Raw genomic sequence first — 17,214 nt, forward strand, 5'->3', positions numbered from 1 at the left:
AGTGCGATGTGATGAACCAGACACGAACGGCGCTGGCGATGTCGCTCGCCCTCGCCACCCTTCCTGCGGCGGTTTTCGCCGAGGAAACTACCCCGGCAGATGAAGATCAGCTTGTCGTCACCGCTACCGGTTTCGCGCAGGAACGCCGCGAAGCACCGGCCACCATCTCTGTCGTCGGTGAAAAAGAGCTTAACACCCGGTCGAACCAGAACGTCACCGAGGCGCTTCGTGAGATGCCTGGCGTATTAGTGGGCAACGGTAACGGAAGCCTGGCCACGGGTGATGTGCAGATGCGCGGCATGGACTCGACCTATACCTCTTATATGGTGAACGGCATCAAACAGGGCACCCGCGAATCCCGCCCTTACGGGCACCACATCGGCACCGAAGCGGCCTTTTTACCTCCGCTTGCCGCTATCGAGCGCATTGAGGTGATCCGTGGGCCAATGTCCTCCCTGTATGGCTCTGACTCCATTGGCGGCGTGGTGAACGTCATCACCAAAAAAGGCTACAACCTGGATACATGGACCGGCGTACTGGAAGATAACTACTTCCTGCAGGAGAAGAGCGAGTACGGCAACACCAACCAGACCAACGCTTTCCTGATGGGGCCGATTATTCCCGGCAAACTCGGGGTGAGCGTGGCGGCGGATTATCTGGACCGTCGCGATGACGACAGCCAGAACGATGAGCGCTTTGTAAAGCACCAGGCCGGGAATCTGGACGCGACCATCAACATGTCGCCGACCGATACCCAACTGTGGGATCTAAATGTCGTTAAAGGGCATCAGGAAAAATCACACAACGATAAAGCCTGGGAATGGGATTTTGACCGTGATGCTGCGTCGCTTTCTCAGCACGCCTGGTACGGTGACGATTTGCTGGAAGCGAAGAACTTCGTCAGCTACGAGAACGCCAAAACCGAATATCGCGTTCCGGGGATGAGCTCGCAGTTCATCAAACAGCGTAACTACGAGGCCAACAGCGCGAACACCTTCACGCTTGGCGATCACAAGCTAACGCTGGGGATTAACTTCACCCGCAATGAGCTGGACGACACCTTCGGTATTGCAGACAAGGAAGTGCCGGGCGTCACGCCAGTCAGCAAAATCACGCGTAACGGCTGGGCGGTCTTCGCCGAAGACGCCTGGATGATGGTGCCGGACTTCACCCTCACCACCTCAGCACGTCTCGATCACGACAGCTATTTTGGCTACCACGTGACGCCAAAACTCTACGGTAACTGGACGATTGATGAAAGCTGGGCGCTGAAAGGTGGCGTCTCTGCGGGCTATAAAAAACCGGATCTGCGCCAGAACAACGAAGGCTTCACCAGCGTTTACGGTTCGTATCCTTATTCCTATATTGGCATCGGTAACAACGACCTGAAGCCCGAGCAGAGCGTCAACACCGAACTGGGTGTTTACTGGCAAGAGGACGCGCTGGCATTGGATGCCACCGTGTTCTTCACCAAATTTAAAGACAAGATCAGCGACTACACCATCTGTACCGCAACGGCTACGCAGAAGTGTGTGTACAACGGCTATGAAGCGGAAGAGGTCTCCCAGTACTTCAACGTCAGCGACGCGGAAATTTATGGTCTGGAGCTGAACGGTGACTGGCAGGTCACGCCCGCGCTGAAGGCTAACGCGAACTACACCTATACGCACAGCGAGCAAAAGAGCGGTCAGTACAAGGGGGAAGCGCTGAACGAATTCCCGAGCAGCATGGCCAACCTCTCCCTGACGTGGAACGCGCTTAACGATCTTGAGCTGTGGACCAAAGCCAGCTGGCGCAGCAACACGCCGAACACCGGGAAATCGACATCCACAGAGGCCTATGCGCTGGTTGATTTAGGCGCACGCTACCATTTCAACAAGCGCATCACGCTGATGGCGGGGGTCTACAACCTGTTCGACGTGAACCCGATCTACAAAACGTCCTATAACCAGTCTTCCCTGCTGGAAGGACGCCGCTACAACATGGGCGCACGCTTCGAGTTCTGACAGTGGTGCCGGAGCCTCTGGCTCCGGCAGCTACAGCCCGCGCACCATCAGCGCCTCATCCAGTTCGCGATAGGCTTCAACCAGCTTATCCAGCGTTGCCCTGTTTAACCCGCTTGGGTTTGGCAGTACCCACACCTGCGTAACGCCGATGCGAATGCTCTGTTTACCCCACTGCGCCCCGCGCTGGCTGAATGCCTGCTCATAAGCCTGCTTGCCGAGGATAGCCAGCGCAGCGGGCTGATAATCCTCTATTTTCTTGACCAGTTCCCGCCCGCCGCTGCGTAGTTCATGCAGATTGACCTCGGTTGCCTGCACCGTAGGACGCTCGACCAGCATGGTGATCCCACAGCGCGTATCCAGCAGGTGTTGCTCCTCTTCTGGCTTGAGTAGCCTGTCGGTAAAACCTGCCTGATAGATCACCTTCCAGAAGCGATTTCCCGGATGAGCGAAGTGAAAACCGGTGTGCGCCGAGGATTTACCCGGGTTGATACCGCAAAATACTACCCGCAGGCCAGGGGCCAGAATGTCGTTAATCATCTTTACTCCCACTGATACATCGTTATGGAAGTATAAAGGATTGATTATGCATTGTTTATAAAAACAGCAGGCAGGAGTGAATGGCTGGATTGCTGCGGGGAGTTACTTTATAATTCACCGCCACGGCCCCTTAGCTCAGTGGTTAGAGCAGGCGACTCATAATCGCTTGGTCGCTGGTTCAAGTCCAGCAGGGGCCACCAAATTTTAATTGTAGAATCAAATTATTAAGCCACTCTAACGAGTGGCTTTTTTATTGGTTTTTTTCAACGGCCGGAAGCGAAGCCGCTAACCGTGAGCCAGCGAAGCCGTTCGCGCATTCCCAGCGTCTCCAGGGGTTGCGATCAGACGCTCCACGGACTCCATCGTCACGAACGTACAGCTGCAGTCAACATTGGTGCACTGGTGATAGCGCTCTTTGGTGTTTTCACTTAAATAGCGACTGGTACGCGCATGCGCGGAATGCTTGCACTTAGGACAATGAAACATGTACCCCTCCGTTTAATTCACATTTTGTGAATTAATAATACTCAAAAACAACATAAAGGCAAATCAATTACTCACTGTCGACAGAAAATTTTTCGTCGGTGGCGTTCAACTCGAGGTTAAGCCTGGTGGTAAATCCGCTTTCGCTGAGGGTATGAACCACCTCGCTGATGATCCACGCCTGCTCGTCAATGACGCGTTTAAAACCGTTTACAAGCACCGGCGTTTCGGGAAACAGATCGGCTCGCCCCAGCGCCAGCTGGATGGAAAATTTCACGGTCCCCCGCTGGAGCGCACGCCACTTTGCCTCTGCAGCTCTGAGCGCCTGCTCTTCAGTGGCGTAGACCGTAGTGAGTTCAAACACGTTCTCCGCCGATCCCACCAGCATCTCCTGCGGCGGCTGCGCTTTTCCTGCTCCTGCTGTCGGCGCGGCGGCATCCGGGTGCATTAATGCCTCTGGCACCTGCCCCTCAGGCAATCGATTAACACTCAATTGAGGATTTTGTTTTTTAGGATCGCGCGTTTGCAGCCATTTGGCCGTCACGCCAGAATAGTTTTCACGGTCAGCGACGGAAAACAGATGCCGGTCGCCATCCCCACGTTCAATCACCATCAAGGGAATCGTTTTGCCGCTGGCCGTCACGGCCTGGCCCGCCTTCATAAAAATAACCTTGCCGGCTTTGATTGAAACAAAGGCACCGTTGCGTTCGGCCAGGCGGGTGAGAAACGCCGCGTCTGTCTCCTGAGACTGATCGATATGCGAAATGGCAATGGATGAAAGTTCCGCCGCGACGCTGGCGGTCAACTGATTACGCTGAGCGAGGGTGTTAACGATCGCGCCGATCGTCGTGTCATGCCACGACTGCTCGCGCCGAACGTTTAGCTTCCCGCGGAAATCCGCGCTGCATCCCCGAATGGTCAGCGTATCCGGCGCACCCCGAAATTCAATCGTATCGACAGTGAAGTTCCCTTTCTTTTGAAGGGGGGTTCCCTCCCATCCCAGCCATAAGGTGAGCGTAGCCCCCCGGGCAGGCAGCGTAAGCAGTCCGTCGGAATCATCGAGTTGAATATCCAGCTGATCGGCTTCCAGCCCGCGTTTGTCGGTCATGGATAAGCTGATAAGACGAGGACTGACGTTTTGCGTGATATCACGATCGTCAAGCTTGAGCATAAAATCAGGGGCGATTTTCCCACCCGCCCGGATATTCATTTCGGTGATCATCCCACCAACCCTCCAATGCTATTGCGTGCGCTCGTCACCAGCTCTTCAGCCTGCGTTCTCAGGTCGCCAAACATCGCCATTAGCGATTCGTCCACGCGTTTCAGCTCCAGCGTAAAATTAATTTTTCGCGCAGTGCCATCACTGTAAAAATCCGAATGCGTATGCGTGACTTTCTCAATGATAAACATGCCGTGAATAATACCGGTACCGTCTATCAGCGGCCATGCCCGCCCTTCATTGGCCATCAGCTCAAGCGCCTTAAGAGAAAGCCGCCCTCCCGTGAGCTCCGGGTAAAGTAATCCGGACAGGCTGAAGGAGGTCTCACCTTCGCCAAGATACTGCCAGGCTTTAGGCTTCCCGATGCGATCGTTGGATGCCCAACGATAGCCCTTTGTAAACTGCATTGTCTGATACGGTAAGGTTCGTCGTTCAAAGACAAACAGACCCAGCACCATTAACATTTTCTCTCTCCTCAACCGTACATAAAGCTGGCTTGCTGCTGTCTCGCTTTCTCACGTTCACTGTTCTCTATTGCCTCCCGGATTTGACGAGTCAGATCCGTTCCGGAGGCCACGCTTCCCTGCAGCGTAATGTTGTATTCGCTTTTGCTCTGATCGACGTATGAACGCCCTCCCGCGGCAGCCGTTGGCTGGTATCCCATGAAGCCGCCGTAAACCGGTGACGCCGGGTCCCATGCGCTGCCAGCGTCAGCAGAGGAGGTACCCTCTTTCGGCACGACCGGGTCGATATTGCCCGACTCTTTTTTTATGACGCCGAGTTTCTCCAGCAGCCAGCTGGCCTTGCCGCTCAGGCTGTTAAAGAGATCAAGCGGAGCCATTAGCGCATTTCCCAGCGCCTGACCGAACGCCACGCCAACATTTTTGCAGCTGTCGAGCGTTTCCTGCGTCGCCTTGATCGGCGCAATCAGATCGGTGAACCATTGCCAGATCCCGCTCAGTTTTTCTGCGATGAAATCAAACGCCTTTAATAGCGGGGAGAACAGCTCGCCCAGCGGCGCGAAGACCGCAGAAAGCCCCTCAATCACGCCGCCAAAGAAGGCGCTGATGGGCTCCCAGTATTTAAAGATCAGCAAGGCACCGGCGGCAATCGCCGCGCCAAGGGCAATAACCGGCCAGCTAAGGGCTCCCAGCACCGTCATGATTGTGCCCCCCACCACGCTGAATCCCGTACCCAACATTCCTGCGGCGGTGATGATCATATTCAGGCCAGACAAAACCGGCGCGACGACCATGCCTAACCCGCCCAGTACGCCTGCAAACGCCTGCGCGCCGATAACGACACCGACCAGACCTTGCGTCAGCTCAGGGTTAGCGTTCGCCCAGAGAGAGAGCGTACCGAGCCACCCGGTCGCGGTGGCGATCAGGGTGCGCAGGGCACCGTCCGCGTTATCAAATACATCTATCTTTAACCCGCTCCACGCGGCCTGGAACCGGTTGATATCGCCGTCAAGATTATCGGTCTGTACGGAAGCCGCGAGCGCGGTACTGCCCTTCGCCGCCTGCAACTGCTGACGTTTTTCATTAAGCGATCCATCACCCGCAGCGGAAGCCAGCACCCCTGCGGCTTTTATGGCATCCGGAGTCTGAACATGGCGCAGCATCGCGCTGAGCGCGTCCCCGGCAGCGGCACCTTTCATCCCTTTTTCCGCCAAGACGCCGAGCAGCGCGGTGGTCTCTTCAAGCCCCATACCGGAAGCATCCGCAGCGGGCGCAGCGGAGGTGACGGCGGCCTGCATCTCAGCGAGGCTAGTATGGGAAGAGGTAAAACCGCGCGTCAGAACGTCTGCGATGCGCCCCGCATCCTTATCGGCCAAGCCATACGCGGCCTGCGTACTGGCGATCATATCGGCCGCTTTTGCCGCGTCGACATTCCCCGCCAGGCTGAGGTTGACCGCTGGCGCGGTGGCCGCAAGCAGCCCATCGGCGTCAAAACCGGATTGGGCCAGCTCGCGCTGCGCCAGCGCGATCGTATCGACAGGGACGCCGGTGCTGGCGCTGACCTCCCGCGCCTGCTGTCGGATGGCCTCAAGCCGGGCGTCGCCCTTCGCCAGACCAAGGTTCGCCTGAATGGTTGACATCTGCTTCTCAAAACTGATGCCAGGGGCCATAAACCGGGACGTCTGGTCAAAACCTGCCTTTGCCATACCCACACCCGCATTAGCCAACTGATGCACCCGCGAGGCCACGCGTTTGCCTGACTCGTAGCGAGTCTGAACGGTATTCAGCCGCTCCTGCTGCTGGCTGACGCGGGCCAGCGCATCACGCTGTCGGTTAAGCTGCTGCGTTTTTTCGCTGATGTGGGTGCGTAAACGACGCTCGTCCGACGAGAGCGTGCGCGTATTTATTCCCGCCTGAGCGAGTTCAGTGCGCTGGCGCTGTACCGCGTAGCGCAGGCTGTTGTACTCGAGCTTAAGGTCGGCTGCCGATTTTCGAGCAGCGGACAGCGCATCTGCCTGCGCCTGGGTGGGGTTTTGCGTGTTCTTAAATTGCACCGCCAGCGCCGCGGCCTGCTGTCTGGCCTGGTCAAGCGATTGTTCCGTCACGGCGAGCCGGGCGTTTGCTTTCCTGAAGCCGTCAATACGCCCCTCCTGCTTATCAAGCGCGCGCAGCGCCGCCTGCGAATCACGGATCTCGCCCTCGAGAGAGAGGCCGGCATGTTGGATAGCCTTGAGCGGTCGGGTGGCCCGGTCAACGGCACTCAGCAGCTCCTGAAGTCTGACATTATTGCTCATGGTGGTTTCCGCTTCGCTGCAGCGCCTTTTCGCGCCATATAAGGAGTTCGGTCACGCTCAGGGAGTACAGTTCTGACAGCGGCCAGTGAAAGATCACTGCGATATCCGCCATCAGGTCGTCGACCGACAGGTTTTCAGGAAATTTCAGCGAGCCGAAGTCGGTGACAAAAAACCGACCACCTTACCGGCAAAAGAGAGCAGGTCGGAGGCATCCAGACGCGCAATCTCATGCTCGGTTAATGCGGGAGAGGTCATCCGTGGCAGTACCTTAATCAGGGCATCCACATCGGATTGCGCCAGCGACGCCAGCGAGACGCCACGCAGGGTGCCGGCATTGGGTTTGACGACGGTCACTTTTTCGATTTTTTGTTCACCGCGCAGAACGGGGCTATCAAGCATGACGGTGTGAGGATTTTCGCTTTCGTTGATATTTTCCATCTCGTTACTCTCAAAAAAAGGGGAGTAACCGGCCAGCAATTCTGGCCGGTTAAGAAGTTACAGGCCGATGGCCTTACGATGTTCCGCCAGACGATCGACACCGTCGACTTTCAGCACCATGTTGATGATGTCAATCTCGATGACCTCTTTGCCATCAATGGTGAGCTGGTAATAAGCACACTCGGTCGACATCTTAGTGGTGCCGCTTTCACCCTGCTTGCTCTCACCACCGTCAAACTCTTTGTGACGGCCGCGCATCACAATCTCGACCGCTGAGATTTCACCGGTGTCGTCACGCTGGAAAGAGCCGGTAAAACGCAGCGGCACGCTGTCCGCGCCCGGAGAGGCATACTGCGCCCACAGCGCGACGTCAGGGAGACCGCCGATGGTCCACTCCAGCGCCAGGGCATCATCGTCCAGGCCGAGGTCGACGGAGACCGAGCCCGGCATACCGCCGCCGCGATACTTCTCCAGCTTGCGGGTCAGCTTCGGTAAGGTGACGGACTCAACCACGCCCATGTAGCTCAGGCCATCGTTGAACATATTCAGGTATTTAAGTTTGCGTGGTAACGCCATGCTTCAGCTCCTTAGCTATTAACCGAATCTGACAGGTCTGCCAGATAGGTATCGGTGATGCGCTGGCGCAGGGTCAGGTTTTCCAGCGGCGGGACAGGGGTGTAGTCGTAATCGATATACAGTTTCCCCGCTTTCAGGGTCGACACGTCATTGGATTCCGGGTCATACCAGCAGGAGCCGTCAACGATGTAGCCGTTGGTTTTCAGTTCGCGGAATTTGGCGTTAATGCCGGAAATGATGTCGCGAATCAGCGTTGGGGTAATGGGCTTATCCATTGCCCATGCGTGCGCTTCCGCCATGGTGTCGGCCAGTACCTGCGCGGTACGGGTGTAGTTTTCAAACAGGAATAACGGGTCGTCAGAGCAGGTGCGGTTGCCCCAGAATTTGAAACCGTCATTGCGAATCAGCGTCGTCACGCCAGCCTGGTTAAGCAGGTTGGCATCGGTGGCCTGTTCCTGCAGATCCCAGGAGACGGAAGCGCTCACGCCGGTGACGCCGTTGACGCCCACGTTTGACAGGGTTTTATGCCAGCCGGTGGTCTGGTCGATTTTGGCGCGCAGGCCAAGCGCGCGCGCGGTTGACCATGCCATTTTAGTGGCGTTCGTCGCGGTATCCCACGCCAGGAAGTCCGGATGGATGACCATCAGCTCACGCTGGCTAAAGTTTTTGCGGTAGGCGATCGCCTCAGGAATGGTTTTACAGCCCCATGCGCTAACATAGCCAAACGCACGCAGGCTCTGGCACGTCGCGGCCAGCGCGGTGGCCACTTCCAGCGAATCCAGCCCCGGAACGCCGAGAATACGCGGCTTAACACCGGTGACGGTTTTTGCGGTCAGAAGCGCCTTCAGGCCGGTGTATTTACCGTTTTCGTCGGTGGTACCGATGATGTTAGAGATAGTCTCTTTCTGTGCCGCTTCAGGATCTTCCGGATCGTCGATACCTTCGGCCACGCGGACAACCACAACGACCGGCTTGCACTGGTCGGCGATAGCCTGAAGGGAAGCGGACAGCGTCCCCTGTTTACCGGCTTTCGCAATGGCGGATTGCACATTGGTAATGAGCACCGGCTCGTTAAGCGGGAATGTCTGTTCGTCAGCATCGCTGGCCGTACAGACCATACCGATGATTGCCGTCGAGACGGTGGAAATGGTGCGCGTGCCATCGTTGATTTCGATGACTTCCACGCCGTGGTGATAGTCGCCCATCTGTTTAACTCCGTGGTTAAGGTGTAAAACTATTTTCTGCCACCCTCTCATTCCATGCACTTCATCATGTTCCACCTGTCATTCACACAACAAACAAAAAGCCCTCTTAACAGAGGGCTGGAGTTATTTCGTCTTTTCAAATTAAATTACTGCGGGGGATCCGGGAAACTAACGGGTATTACGGTGATATCACAGGCCTCCAGAGCATCAATATAATCAAGCCAGGCGTTTAACAGGTTTAACTGTCCCTCCGTCAGCGTTCTGCCTGCCATTAACCTGGTCTGAGGTACAACTATTTTTTCTCTTGCCTCGCTAAGTAAGCGTTCGAGCTCGTCTTTTGCTAGTTGAAGCAGTTCTTCATGTGAATAAACAAACGGGATAATTTTTTCACCATCAAATACCCAGCGCATTTCCGGCTCGAAAAAATTCTCCGGCACACTATTTTTTTCAATTTCCGAAACGGACAGATTTTCAGGTGCCAGCATGGAGGCATCCCATGAAGCGGCAACAATATTGCCTTTTCCATCAAACATAAATTTTAAAGAGGAGGCCGAAAATTTGGTCTGTGATGCATACCAGTCATTTCCATCCTCATCAATGAATACCATGACTGTAAAGCCATCCATTTTTTTTGTTGAGGCAGTGAAATTTTTCATTAACATCGAATTAGTTATCCTTATGCGTAGGCCGCAGTAACCCATGAGCCGCCATTGATCTGATATTGCAACGGACGAAGACGAATCCAGTAATTAGAACTTCCCCGGTCAGCAAAAGATGTCATCACCCCACCGGTCAGGCGCTCAGTGTTCCCACGCTCTTGATATTCAGCGGATGCACCAAAACGAATGCCTGTTATATAGCTGCCTTTGCCTTGATAGCGAGCTTCGCTTTCAGCCTTGGTATACGAATCTCCCACCTTTAACAATGTAACAACAGCGTTACTGGCTTCATGCCTCATATACGGCCTTGACGCATCACCGTTCGCAAAGCCAGCATAAGAGGCACTGTCGCGTAGCAGGAAGCGCGTATCAGCCAGCGTTTTGGTATAAAAACGCCCATCAAAATTAGCAAAACTGCCCGGTATAATTTGTCCTGGCGCAGAAAAATTACCGCTGGTATCCCATTTATAGTTAACATCCTGACCGCCGCTGCCTTTCATGTGCAGATGCCATGAAAGAGCGGTATCGGCAACAAGAGACCCCATGGAAAAAGCCCATGAGTTGATCCCGGTAATACTTGCCTGCTGTTTGAACACCGGGTGGTATTCACTCGCTCCAGTTGTTGAATAGGTATTATAAAATGGTGCCTTTGTTTTGTACTGCTCGGCCCATGCAAATGAATTGCTATAACCCGCTGTAATTTCCTTCGAGGCGTAGATGGTATTGCCTACAGTAAAAGGTGTTTCGGATTGCAACGCCCCGGTTTCAAGACTCACACGTAAAGGACGCAGCGCATTGTAATTTCCGTAGGCATCGCCCTTATTGGTCAGCATCAGATAAAGATTATAACCATCATTACGCCAGAAGCAGCCGTAGTCCCCATATGCAATCCGATAGCTATTGGCTGAAAGAGATTGCACTTCCCCGTTTGAACGTAAATAACCGCTGAATTGCCCCGCACCGTTTGTCTGAAACAACAGCGAGCCGTCTTTATTTCGCTGTGAGTATAAATGGTAGCCGGTGTCGTCCCCCAGTTCGACTACAGATGGCCGGTCTACATTACCCCAGAGTCGCAAGGCTGCATTCTTGTCAGAGGTATTAGATGAATAAAAAGAGAGTTTTTTCGTATTCCCTGAATAAAATCCACCAAGTTGTGAGGTTAAATTACCTCTCACTCTCAGGCCGGTACTTGTGCTAATCGCCAGCTCCTCCTGCGAATCGGTACTGCCTGTCGCCAGACGGTATTCGCCCCCCTGAACGGTTTCGTGCCAGATAGTGTCCGCCGCTCCGCCGCGCATTTTACGCAGATAATTTTTATTGCCTGTCGTCGCGTTAGAGAGTGCAGTTAAGTTATAGGTTGACTGTGTTATAGCGTCCTGATTCAACGTTCCGGTCATACTGTCGCCGAATTTGCTGACTCGCTCACTGGCATTTTTATTGGCCGCAGCGGCGCTGTCGTTAGCGACTTTTACCGCCTTTGGCGTCGCCGCCAGCACCTCAGACACACTGTCGGTCGCGCTGCTAAGCTGGACAATCCCCTTTTGCGCCGTAGTGGCGTCCTGAGCCGCGTATTTCCCTTTCGCCAGGTCGTACGCCGCCTTCACCGCTTTCGGCGTTGCAGCGAGCACCTCGGAGGCGCTGTCAATGGCGCTGCTGAGCTGCGTAAAGCCCTTGGCAGTAAGGGTCGCGTCCGGATGGCGGCGCGACTGCTCGTGCTCCGCGAGCTTCCCGTCAACGTAATCTTGCGTCGCCATTACCGTTGAGGTGTCTATCGTCAGCTCGACGGACGCGATATCGCTGACCATAATGACCATTCGCAACGTCTGCGCGCGCCCTGAGCCCTCCACCAGCGTGGGTTTATAGCTTTCGGCCATGTTCCCGACGGCAATCAGCGTTCCGGCATCGTCATACAGCCCCATCTCGCGCATCCAGAAACCGCCAACCTCAGGCGGGATCAGCAGCTCTGCCACGACATAGTTTTTATTCTTTTTGTCCAGGCTGATTTTATTCAACGTATGGCGCCAGACTTCATTGATGAGTTTCGTCTGATTTGCGTTTGGCGTCGGCAACACACCTCCACCGTCACCCACGGCCATCGCCGTAAAATTGACTTTCTTGCCGTTCGGGACGGTTGCTGCAGCCAGTTTTTCGGCACCGGCTTTGGTGATAACCGTTTTATATTTCACTGTCATTGTGCTCTCACTTATCCGGGATAAACCGTGATGATGTCGCCGTCATAGCTCAGGGCGCCGGTATAGAGATAACCCGGTATGTCCTGGATGATATTCAGGCCAATAAGGTGGCGGCTGGCAGGCTTCGCATCGGCGATAAGCCTCTCCATCTCGTAATACATTTCCTCGGTGATGCCCGTGTCTAACACGCCGATATCGAGGCGGAAGGTGCCGGGCGGATCGTTGGTTTGCCACCACTCGGTGACGTTAATCAGATAACCCAGCGGCTCAACCACGCGACGCACGGCGCCTATCGTTCCCTTGTGGGCATGGATAAACCACGCCGCGCGGATCACGTCACGCTTGGTGGCCTCCGGCCAGTTCTCATCCCAGCGGTCGACCGAGAACGCCCAGGCCAGCCACGGCAGCAAGTTTGCCGGGCAGGTATCTGCGCTCCAGAGATGGCGCAGCGGCACCGGCGTTTTTTCGATCTCCGCACAGGCGCGCGCGGCCGCCACCTCAAGAGGCGACGAACCAACCGGCAGAAGACGGGTATCACTCATCGTTCCCCCCTACGGTTATGCTGTACTGGCTGCACCATGAGGCCTGCGTCTCATCGAGCACGATATCGGCTGCCGGCGCCGTCAGCTCCACGCGCTGCACCCCTTCCACATGAAGTGCAGCGTAAATAGCAGACTTGCGGATATCGCGCCCCAGCCGGTGCTGTGCCGTGATATAGGCCTGCAGCCGGGCTCTGGCCGCGTTGAGCACGGGTTCACTTTCAGGGCCAGGGAATAAGAACAGCGAGGCCACAATGCTGTAGTCGACAATATTGGCTGACTGGACGGTCACGCGATCGGCGACGGGCCTGACGTTCTCATCGTTCAGTGCATTGCGAACGGCGGTGAGCAGCGCTTCGGACGCCACGCCGTTATTCTCCCGGGAGAGCACGGAAACCGTAACGTTCGCAGGCTGGGGGCTAATCACGGAAATGTCCGCCACCCGCCCATCCGCGCTGCGGCCATGGAACTGATAAGCGCCCGTCGAACCGGCCACGCTTAGCCCTTCCGGCGCCTGCTGGATCCGCAGACGAAAGTCGGTATCGGATTCCATGACCGCTGGCGTGGGCGGGAACGTGGTGTCGTCGGCGGGCGTAATCACCAGACGCTGAAGATTAGCGTTTGCCCCAATCTGGTCGAGATCGCTGCCCGCGGCGTAGGCCAGCATGACCGCACGCGCGGCCTCATTTACGCGCTGGCGCCAGATAACTTCCCGATACGCGTTTTCCTGCAGCAGCTTCACGATCGGCTCTGACTCTAAGGTCAGCGTGCGTGCGATCGCCTCTTGCTCCGCCTCAGGATAGAGCGAGACAAAGGTGGCCTTACGTTCTGCCAGCAGCGTCTCATAATCCACCTCCTCCACGACATCAGGCGCGGCGAGCTGGCTCAGATCAACAATAGCCATAGGGTTTAACTCAGTGAAATGGTGATAGAAAAGGAGCGATCGGACGTTGGTCGCGTGCCGGTGATATCGACATACAACGTCCCGTCATTCTCCGAGCGTTCGAACGCGATTGCCGTCAGGGTCATCCGCGGTTCCCACTTCTGGATCGCGGAGTAACAGGCGGCCATAATTTGCAGGCGCAGCGCCGGACTCTGGGGCCGGTCGATCATCGCCGCCAGCAAGGAGCCGTACTCACGACGCATGACCCGCGAGCCAACGGGCGTAACCAGAATGTCGCGCACGCTTTGCCTGATATGTTCAGCTTCTGAAATGCTGAGCCCGGTTTGACTATTCATTCCCGTGTAGCGCACCGTCATTGTGTCCCCTTAGTCCAGCTTCCGCCGCTTTGCACACTACCGTGGGCATGGTTGTCCACCTGTACCCCATTGGAGGTGAATTGACCGCCAGAGTGTTGGATATTTCCTGCCATCACCCCGCCCTTTTGCACCTCAAGCGAGGCGGTAATTAACTTGTTGGTACACACTACTTCGGGTGTATCAAGCGTGATGCGGGTCGCGGATTTCACGAGCACCACCGGTACGGTCGCGCTCAGTGATTCCGATGCGGTGATGGCTGCCGTTTTGATGCCGGTTGCCGTCAGCGCCCCGCTCCCGGGCTCGTACTCAATAACCGCCCCGTCGGGAAAGCTAACGTGAAGCGCATCGGGTGACGTCGACGGCGCCGGATGCTCGTCAGAGAAAATGCCCGGCAACACAAAGGCGGTATCCAGCTCTCCGCCGATGGCCAGCAGCAGTACCTGTTCGCCCTCGGACGGTGCCCACCACACGCGCGAACGGCCAGCGCGGCAGGTCATCCAGTTCAGCCAGGTGGTGTTCATCCCACCGGACTGGACCCGACAGAGCCCTCTTTTGAGGTCGACATCGGTCACAACACCGACACGAATAAGATTGCGGATCGCGCGAGCGATGCCGTGTATGGAGGTTAATGTATTCATAAGAAGAGAATGCCGCGCAGGGCGATCGGCAGCAACGAGACGGGGTTTGATGCGGGATGAAACAACAAGCAGTATTGCCGACTGGCCAGCCAACAGGGCTGCGGGCTGGCCATCAGCGCAGTCACACCTCCCAGCGGCTCACCAGCTCACCGTTGATGTACAGCTCCATCGGGCGCGTGACGGGTTCCGGCAGCGGCGGCTCCGGGGAATAGGTGGCGAGCAAGGTCCCCTCCTCCTGGGAAACCAGAATGCGCTCGGTCAGCTGCAGGCTAAAGCCGATCTCTGCCGTTTCATCCTCATTTAAGGCGACCTGAAAGAGAAAGCCATTTTTTTGCCCCTGTTCGAGGGTAAACATGTCCGGCTGGTTTTCCCGAAGCCAGGCCAGCACCGGAACAAAAATGCCCTCGCTGTCGCCGGAAAAACCGCTGACTTTCGCCTTCAGCTCATATTTCTTTTCAAACGAGAGCGAGGACGCCAGGCGGGCTTCAATATTCCCGCTCCCGACGGACATCGCCAGGCGCTCCGGGTTTGCGCGCAGTTGTGGAACAGCGTCAATTAAGGCCTGACGCAGGCTCTTGAGTTTGTGCATCGCGTGTATCCTGACAGTCTTTAATGGTTTCAACCTGCAACGCGCAGGCAGTAAGGGCATGCTCAAGCCTGCGAATATCGGCACTCAGATCGCCGTTAGTGGCGGGCTCGCTTGCCGGCATCGGGCAGAGGCTCACCTTCGGGCAAGCGTGGTAAACAATGTGCGGCGGAGGCGCAGGCGGCGCGGACGTGCAGCCTGCGGACAGCATCAGGCAGCTGAGCGGTATACCAGCGGCGTAACTCTTCATTTTCATTTATCAACTTCCCAATGGCCACTTCGCGTCTGGCCAACGTTTCTCCGGCAGCGGCAAGCTCATCGCGGAGCCTGACCTGCGCGTTTTCATTTTCTCTGGCCAGCCGCTGCGAGACGTTAAGCTGTTGGTTCAGCATGTTGATCGCGCTTTTTTGTTCGCGGACGATCTGGTTGGTTTTGGTCAGGGAGCGGGACAGGTTCTGATTGTCATGTCGATACCACAGGGTCATGGCCACCAGCGCGGCCAGCATCAGAAGAAGCGTTCTCATCGGCCCTCCTTCAGACACCAGGCCTTTTCACGGGCGCGACGGTTTTCAAGCCCAGCGTTTTTGTTCCCGTTGACGTACACCCAGCGGGTCAGCTCACCACACGCCTGCGGCCACTCCTTGCGATTTATCAACGACACCAGCGTCGAACGGCAGGCGGCGCCGGTTCCCACGTTAAAGGCAAAACTGACCAGCGCATCATAGACACGGGGCGGCATCTCCACCGGTGCGCAGGCGGCAAGCCGTTTCTCAACCTTCATGACGTCGGCAATCAGGTTCGCCGCCGCGTCACGTTCGGTAATGTCTCTCGCCGGCACGACACCGGTCGTGTGGCCAATGCCTGACGTCCATACGCCTGCGCTACACCGGTAGGGCGACAGACGACACCCTTCGAGATCGGCGATCAGCGCCAGCCCTTCGGGCGAGGTTTTCAGTAGCCGAAAGTCCGGCATGAGCACCGCCAGCGCAAGCACGCTGGCGATGCTGCAACGCTTAATGATTGAGTTCACGAATGCTCTTCTTATCGAGGCCTAATGATTTGAGATAGCGCCAGGTTTTTCGCTTAAACCAGTAATTCGTCAGCGCGGTAAAAATGGCGCAGAGACTTCCCACGTAGAGCGCGACTTTCTCAGGAGACATCGCCCCAAACCAGGCCAACGCCACGGCCAGCCAGTAGGCAATAAACGTGGTGATTTTCTCCAGACTCAGTCCCATAGGTTCACGGTTTCTTTTCTGGGTGCGCTATCCACCTCAGGCATGTCTATTTCGCAGCCATGAGGCAGAACAACGCCGTACTCAGCGAGGCCAGGATTGGCTTTCAGAACGGTTTCGACGACGCCCGCCGTGCGCCCGTAATAACGGGCACAGATGGCATCAAGCGTATCGCCCTGCATTGCATAGATCTTCATCAGACGCTCCAACATCCGGATTACCAGGTACGGTAGAGTTTCCAGAGCCAGCGCCCTTTCCGCTAGCGCTGGCGGATGGACAATCGCGGACACAACAGGCCGTCCACGAGCCGCGAGCGGCCGCCTGGCGAGCACAAAATCTGAATGACGCGCGTCGTGCCGGTAAAAGAGGCTGAGGCTAGCGCCAGCTCTCGTCTTCCCAGACTTCGCGGAGAATGGTGTCCAGCGCTTCGCGTTCGGCCTCGCCGTCAACGCCGAGCAGCTCAACGCCGGTCATGGAGCCTTCTTTCACCGTCACCCGCGTTGACGGGAACAGGGGCCTAATCCTGCGGGTGAGTTCGCACTGGAATGCCGCCACGATGGACGGGCCAACGTGCTGATCTTTATCCAGCGTGATATTAACCCGCACATTGCTTTCTTTTTTGATTCGTTCTGGAACAGGCGATGCCGAGAAAACAACGGTAAACGCATTGTTTTTGATTAAATTCCCTCTCGCAATCTCAGCAATTAAATTCAGGGCAATTTCACGATCTCTTTCCTGACAGGTTCCTTCTGTCGTCAGTCGCGCAATCATCTCGACTCGTTCAATCATGACCTGCTCGTTCAACTCTCTGTCCACACAACCTCCACCACGAGATACTGTATAAACATACAGTATCACGTATTCATAAAAAGAGTGAAGCGAAAAATCA

At 56.0% G+C, this 17,214-nt stretch carries 23 protein-coding genes and 1 tRNA gene; 2 read left to right on the forward strand and 22 right to left on the reverse strand.

Annotated features, from left to right (window positions below):
- Window positions 1-8: 8 nt before the first annotated feature.
- Window positions 9-2,006, forward strand: a complete 1,998-nt coding sequence (locus AC2T6E_RS13610; protein ID WP_486692163.1) for a TonB-dependent receptor domain-containing protein — start codon at window positions 9-11, stop codon at window positions 2,004-2,006.
- 30 nt (window positions 2,007-2,036) lie between these two features.
- Here AC2T6E_RS13610 and mug read toward each other — a convergent pair whose 3' ends face one another.
- On the reverse strand, window positions 2,037-2,543 hold the full coding sequence (gene mug / locus AC2T6E_RS13615; protein WP_089601111.1) for a G/U mismatch-specific DNA glycosylase: 507 nt from the start codon (window positions 2,541-2,543) through the stop codon (window positions 2,037-2,039).
- Window positions 2,544-2,667: 124 nt separating this feature from the next.
- Between mug and AC2T6E_RS13620 the strand changes: the two genes are divergently transcribed.
- Window positions 2,668-2,743: transfer RNA gene (locus AC2T6E_RS13620), tRNA-Ile, on the forward strand.
- 85 nt (window positions 2,744-2,828) lie between these two features.
- Here AC2T6E_RS13620 and AC2T6E_RS13625 read toward each other — a convergent pair.
- The 21 genes from AC2T6E_RS13625 to AC2T6E_RS13725 all read right to left on the reverse strand — a co-directional run bounded on the left by AC2T6E_RS13625 (window position 2,829) and on the right by AC2T6E_RS13725 (window position 17,141).
- A complete protein-coding gene (locus AC2T6E_RS13625) occupies window positions 2,829-3,029 on the reverse strand; it encodes an ogr/Delta-like zinc finger family protein (protein WP_100166454.1) in 201 nt (66 codons plus the stop codon).
- Between the two features lie 67 nt (window positions 3,030-3,096).
- Window positions 3,097-4,248, reverse strand: coding sequence for a phage late control D family protein (locus tag AC2T6E_RS13630; RefSeq protein ID WP_486692166.1), 1,152 nt, complete (start codon window positions 4,246-4,248; stop codon window positions 3,097-3,099).
- On the reverse strand, window positions 4,245-4,709 hold the full coding sequence (locus tag AC2T6E_RS13635; protein ID WP_214598111.1) for a phage tail protein: 465 nt from the start codon (window positions 4,707-4,709) through the stop codon (window positions 4,245-4,247). The genes AC2T6E_RS13630 and AC2T6E_RS13635 overlap by 4 nt, the downstream gene beginning before the upstream one ends.
- A gap of 11 nt (window positions 4,710-4,720) precedes the next feature.
- Complete coding sequence (locus tag AC2T6E_RS13640; protein ID WP_454539538.1) at window positions 4,721-7,000, reverse strand: phage tail tape measure protein; 2,280 nt, start codon at window positions 6,998-7,000, stop codon at window positions 4,721-4,723.
- Window positions 6,990-7,148 (reverse strand): GpE family phage tail protein, encoded by a 159-nt coding sequence (locus tag AC2T6E_RS13645; protein WP_309232527.1) that lies wholly within the window; start codon window positions 7,146-7,148, stop codon window positions 6,990-6,992. Before AC2T6E_RS13645 ends, AC2T6E_RS13640 begins: the two co-directional genes overlap by 11 nt.
- The gene (locus AC2T6E_RS13650) at window positions 7,145-7,438 is read right to left on the reverse strand and encodes a phage tail assembly protein (protein WP_089601104.1); all 294 of its coding nucleotides are present in this window, start codon (window positions 7,436-7,438) and stop codon (window positions 7,145-7,147) included. Before AC2T6E_RS13650 ends, AC2T6E_RS13645 begins: the two co-directional genes overlap by 4 nt.
- Window positions 7,439-7,495: 57 nt before the next feature.
- Window positions 7,496-8,014: a phage major tail tube protein gene (locus AC2T6E_RS13655; protein ID WP_454539539.1), complete on the reverse strand. Its 519-nt coding sequence runs from the start codon at window positions 8,012-8,014 to the stop codon at window positions 7,496-7,498.
- 11 nt (window positions 8,015-8,025) lie between these two features.
- Window positions 8,026-9,219, reverse strand: coding sequence for a phage tail sheath protein (locus tag AC2T6E_RS13660; protein ID WP_486692172.1), 1,194 nt, complete (start codon window positions 9,217-9,219; stop codon window positions 8,026-8,028).
- 146 nt (window positions 9,220-9,365) lie between these two features.
- The gene (locus AC2T6E_RS13665; protein ID WP_454539540.1) at window positions 9,366-9,881 is read right to left on the reverse strand and encodes a tail fiber assembly protein; all 516 of its coding nucleotides are present in this window, start codon (window positions 9,879-9,881) and stop codon (window positions 9,366-9,368) included.
- A 14-nt stretch (window positions 9,882-9,895) separates the two neighbouring features.
- On the reverse strand, window positions 9,896-12,070 hold the full coding sequence (locus tag AC2T6E_RS13670) for a phage tail protein (RefSeq protein WP_454539541.1): 2,175 nt from the start codon (window positions 12,068-12,070) through the stop codon (window positions 9,896-9,898).
- An 11-nt stretch (window positions 12,071-12,081) separates the two neighbouring features.
- A complete protein-coding gene (locus AC2T6E_RS13675) occupies window positions 12,082-12,612 on the reverse strand; it encodes a phage tail protein I (RefSeq protein WP_010435777.1) in 531 nt (176 codons plus the stop codon).
- A complete protein-coding gene (locus AC2T6E_RS13680; RefSeq protein ID WP_454539542.1) occupies window positions 12,605-13,513 on the reverse strand; it encodes a baseplate assembly protein in 909 nt (302 codons plus the stop codon). The genes AC2T6E_RS13675 and AC2T6E_RS13680 overlap by 8 nt, the downstream gene beginning before the upstream one ends.
- A gap of 5 nt (window positions 13,514-13,518) precedes the next feature.
- A complete protein-coding gene (locus tag AC2T6E_RS13685) occupies window positions 13,519-13,869 on the reverse strand; it encodes a GPW/gp25 family protein (RefSeq protein ID WP_010435782.1) in 351 nt (116 codons plus the stop codon).
- Window positions 13,866-14,507, reverse strand: a complete 642-nt coding sequence (locus AC2T6E_RS13690) for a phage baseplate assembly protein V (RefSeq protein ID WP_089601096.1) — start codon at window positions 14,505-14,507, stop codon at window positions 13,866-13,868. Before AC2T6E_RS13690 ends, AC2T6E_RS13685 begins: the two co-directional genes overlap by 4 nt.
- 121 nt (window positions 14,508-14,628) lie before the next feature.
- On the reverse strand, window positions 14,629-15,096 hold the full coding sequence (locus AC2T6E_RS13695; protein WP_486692177.1) for a phage tail protein: 468 nt from the start codon (window positions 15,094-15,096) through the stop codon (window positions 14,629-14,631).
- A complete protein-coding gene (gene lysC / locus AC2T6E_RS13700) occupies window positions 15,059-15,304 on the reverse strand; it encodes an Rz1-like lysis system protein LysC (RefSeq protein WP_010435787.1) in 246 nt (81 codons plus the stop codon). Before lysC ends, AC2T6E_RS13695 begins: the two co-directional genes overlap by 38 nt.
- On the reverse strand, window positions 15,192-15,617 hold the full coding sequence (gene lysB, locus AC2T6E_RS13705; protein WP_486692179.1) for an Rz-like lysis system protein LysB: 426 nt from the start codon (window positions 15,615-15,617) through the stop codon (window positions 15,192-15,194). Before lysB ends, lysC begins: the two co-directional genes overlap by 113 nt.
- The gene (locus AC2T6E_RS13710; protein ID WP_454539544.1) at window positions 15,614-16,123 is read right to left on the reverse strand and encodes a lysozyme; all 510 of its coding nucleotides are present in this window, start codon (window positions 16,121-16,123) and stop codon (window positions 15,614-15,616) included. The genes lysB and AC2T6E_RS13710 overlap by 4 nt, the downstream gene beginning before the upstream one ends.
- The gene (locus tag AC2T6E_RS13715; protein ID WP_006178624.1) at window positions 16,107-16,328 is read right to left on the reverse strand and encodes a phage holin family protein; all 222 of its coding nucleotides are present in this window, start codon (window positions 16,326-16,328) and stop codon (window positions 16,107-16,109) included. Before AC2T6E_RS13715 ends, AC2T6E_RS13710 begins: the two co-directional genes overlap by 17 nt.
- Window positions 16,319-16,522 carry a tail protein X gene (locus tag AC2T6E_RS13720; RefSeq protein WP_010435799.1) on the reverse strand — a complete coding sequence of 68 codons (204 nt, stop codon included), beginning with the start codon at window positions 16,520-16,522 and terminating at the stop codon, window positions 16,319-16,321. Before AC2T6E_RS13720 ends, AC2T6E_RS13715 begins: the two co-directional genes overlap by 10 nt.
- A 178-nt stretch (window positions 16,523-16,700) precedes the next feature.
- Entirely contained in the window at window positions 16,701-17,141 is a 441-nt protein-coding gene (locus AC2T6E_RS13725; protein ID WP_089601086.1) for a DinI-like family protein, read from the reverse strand.
- Between the last annotated feature and the right edge of the window lie 73 nt (window positions 17,142-17,214).

The organism is Enterobacter sp. B79-1, assembly GCF_057444735.1.

Excerpts from the sequence above, each read along its gene's own strand:
- AC2T6E_RS13625 (WP_100166454.1), bottom strand. The coding sequence starts at position 3,029 with ATGTTTCATTGTCCTAAGTGCAAGCATTCCGCGCATGCGCGTACCAGT.
- lysB (WP_486692179.1), bottom strand. The coding sequence starts at position 15,617 with ATGAGAACGCTTCTTCTGATGCTGGCCGCGCTGGTGGCCATGACCCTG.
- AC2T6E_RS13650 (WP_089601104.1), bottom strand. The coding sequence starts at position 7,438 with ATGGAAAATATCAACGAAAGCGAAAATCCTCACACCGTCATGCTTGAT.
- AC2T6E_RS13670 (WP_454539541.1), bottom strand. The coding sequence starts at position 12,070 with ATGACAGTGAAATATAAAACGGTTATCACCAAAGCCGGTGCCGAAAAA.
- AC2T6E_RS13660 (WP_486692172.1), bottom strand. The coding sequence starts at position 9,219 with ATGGGCGACTATCACCACGGCGTGGAAGTCATCGAAATCAACGATGGC.
- AC2T6E_RS13690 (WP_089601096.1), bottom strand. The coding sequence starts at position 14,507 with ATGAATACATTAACCTCCATACACGGCATCGCTCGCGCGATCCGCAAT.
- lysC (WP_010435787.1), bottom strand. The coding sequence starts at position 15,304 with ATGCTGTCCGCAGGCTGCACGTCCGCGCCGCCTGCGCCTCCGCCGCAC.
- AC2T6E_RS13685 (WP_010435782.1), bottom strand. The coding sequence starts at position 13,869 with ATGACGGTGCGCTACACGGGAATGAATAGTCAAACCGGGCTCAGCATT.
- AC2T6E_RS13665 (WP_454539540.1), bottom strand. The coding sequence starts at position 9,881 with ATGTTAATGAAAAATTTCACTGCCTCAACAAAAAAAATGGATGGCTTT.
- AC2T6E_RS13635 (WP_214598111.1), bottom strand. The coding sequence starts at position 4,709 with ATGTTAATGGTGCTGGGTCTGTTTGTCTTTGAACGACGAACCTTACCG.
- AC2T6E_RS13630 (WP_486692166.1), bottom strand. The coding sequence starts at position 4,248 with ATGATCACCGAAATGAATATCCGGGCGGGTGGGAAAATCGCCCCTGAT.
- AC2T6E_RS13640 (WP_454539538.1), bottom strand. The coding sequence starts at position 7,000 with ATGAGCAATAATGTCAGACTTCAGGAGCTGCTGAGTGCCGTTGACCGG.
- AC2T6E_RS13680 (WP_454539542.1), bottom strand. The coding sequence starts at position 13,513 with ATGGCTATTGTTGATCTGAGCCAGCTCGCCGCGCCTGATGTCGTGGAG.
- mug (WP_089601111.1), bottom strand. The coding sequence starts at position 2,543 with ATGATTAACGACATTCTGGCCCCTGGCCTGCGGGTAGTATTTTGCGGT.
- AC2T6E_RS13720 (WP_010435799.1), bottom strand. The coding sequence starts at position 16,522 with ATGAAGATCTATGCAATGCAGGGCGATACGCTTGATGCCATCTGTGCC.
- AC2T6E_RS13695 (WP_486692177.1), bottom strand. The coding sequence starts at position 15,096 with ATGCACAAACTCAAGAGCCTGCGTCAGGCCTTAATTGACGCTGTTCCA.
- AC2T6E_RS13675 (WP_010435777.1), bottom strand. The coding sequence starts at position 12,612 with ATGAGTGATACCCGTCTTCTGCCGGTTGGTTCGTCGCCTCTTGAGGTG.
- AC2T6E_RS13655 (WP_454539539.1), bottom strand. The coding sequence starts at position 8,014 with ATGGCGTTACCACGCAAACTTAAATACCTGAATATGTTCAACGATGGC.
- AC2T6E_RS13715 (WP_006178624.1), bottom strand. The coding sequence starts at position 16,328 with ATGGGACTGAGTCTGGAGAAAATCACCACGTTTATTGCCTACTGGCTG.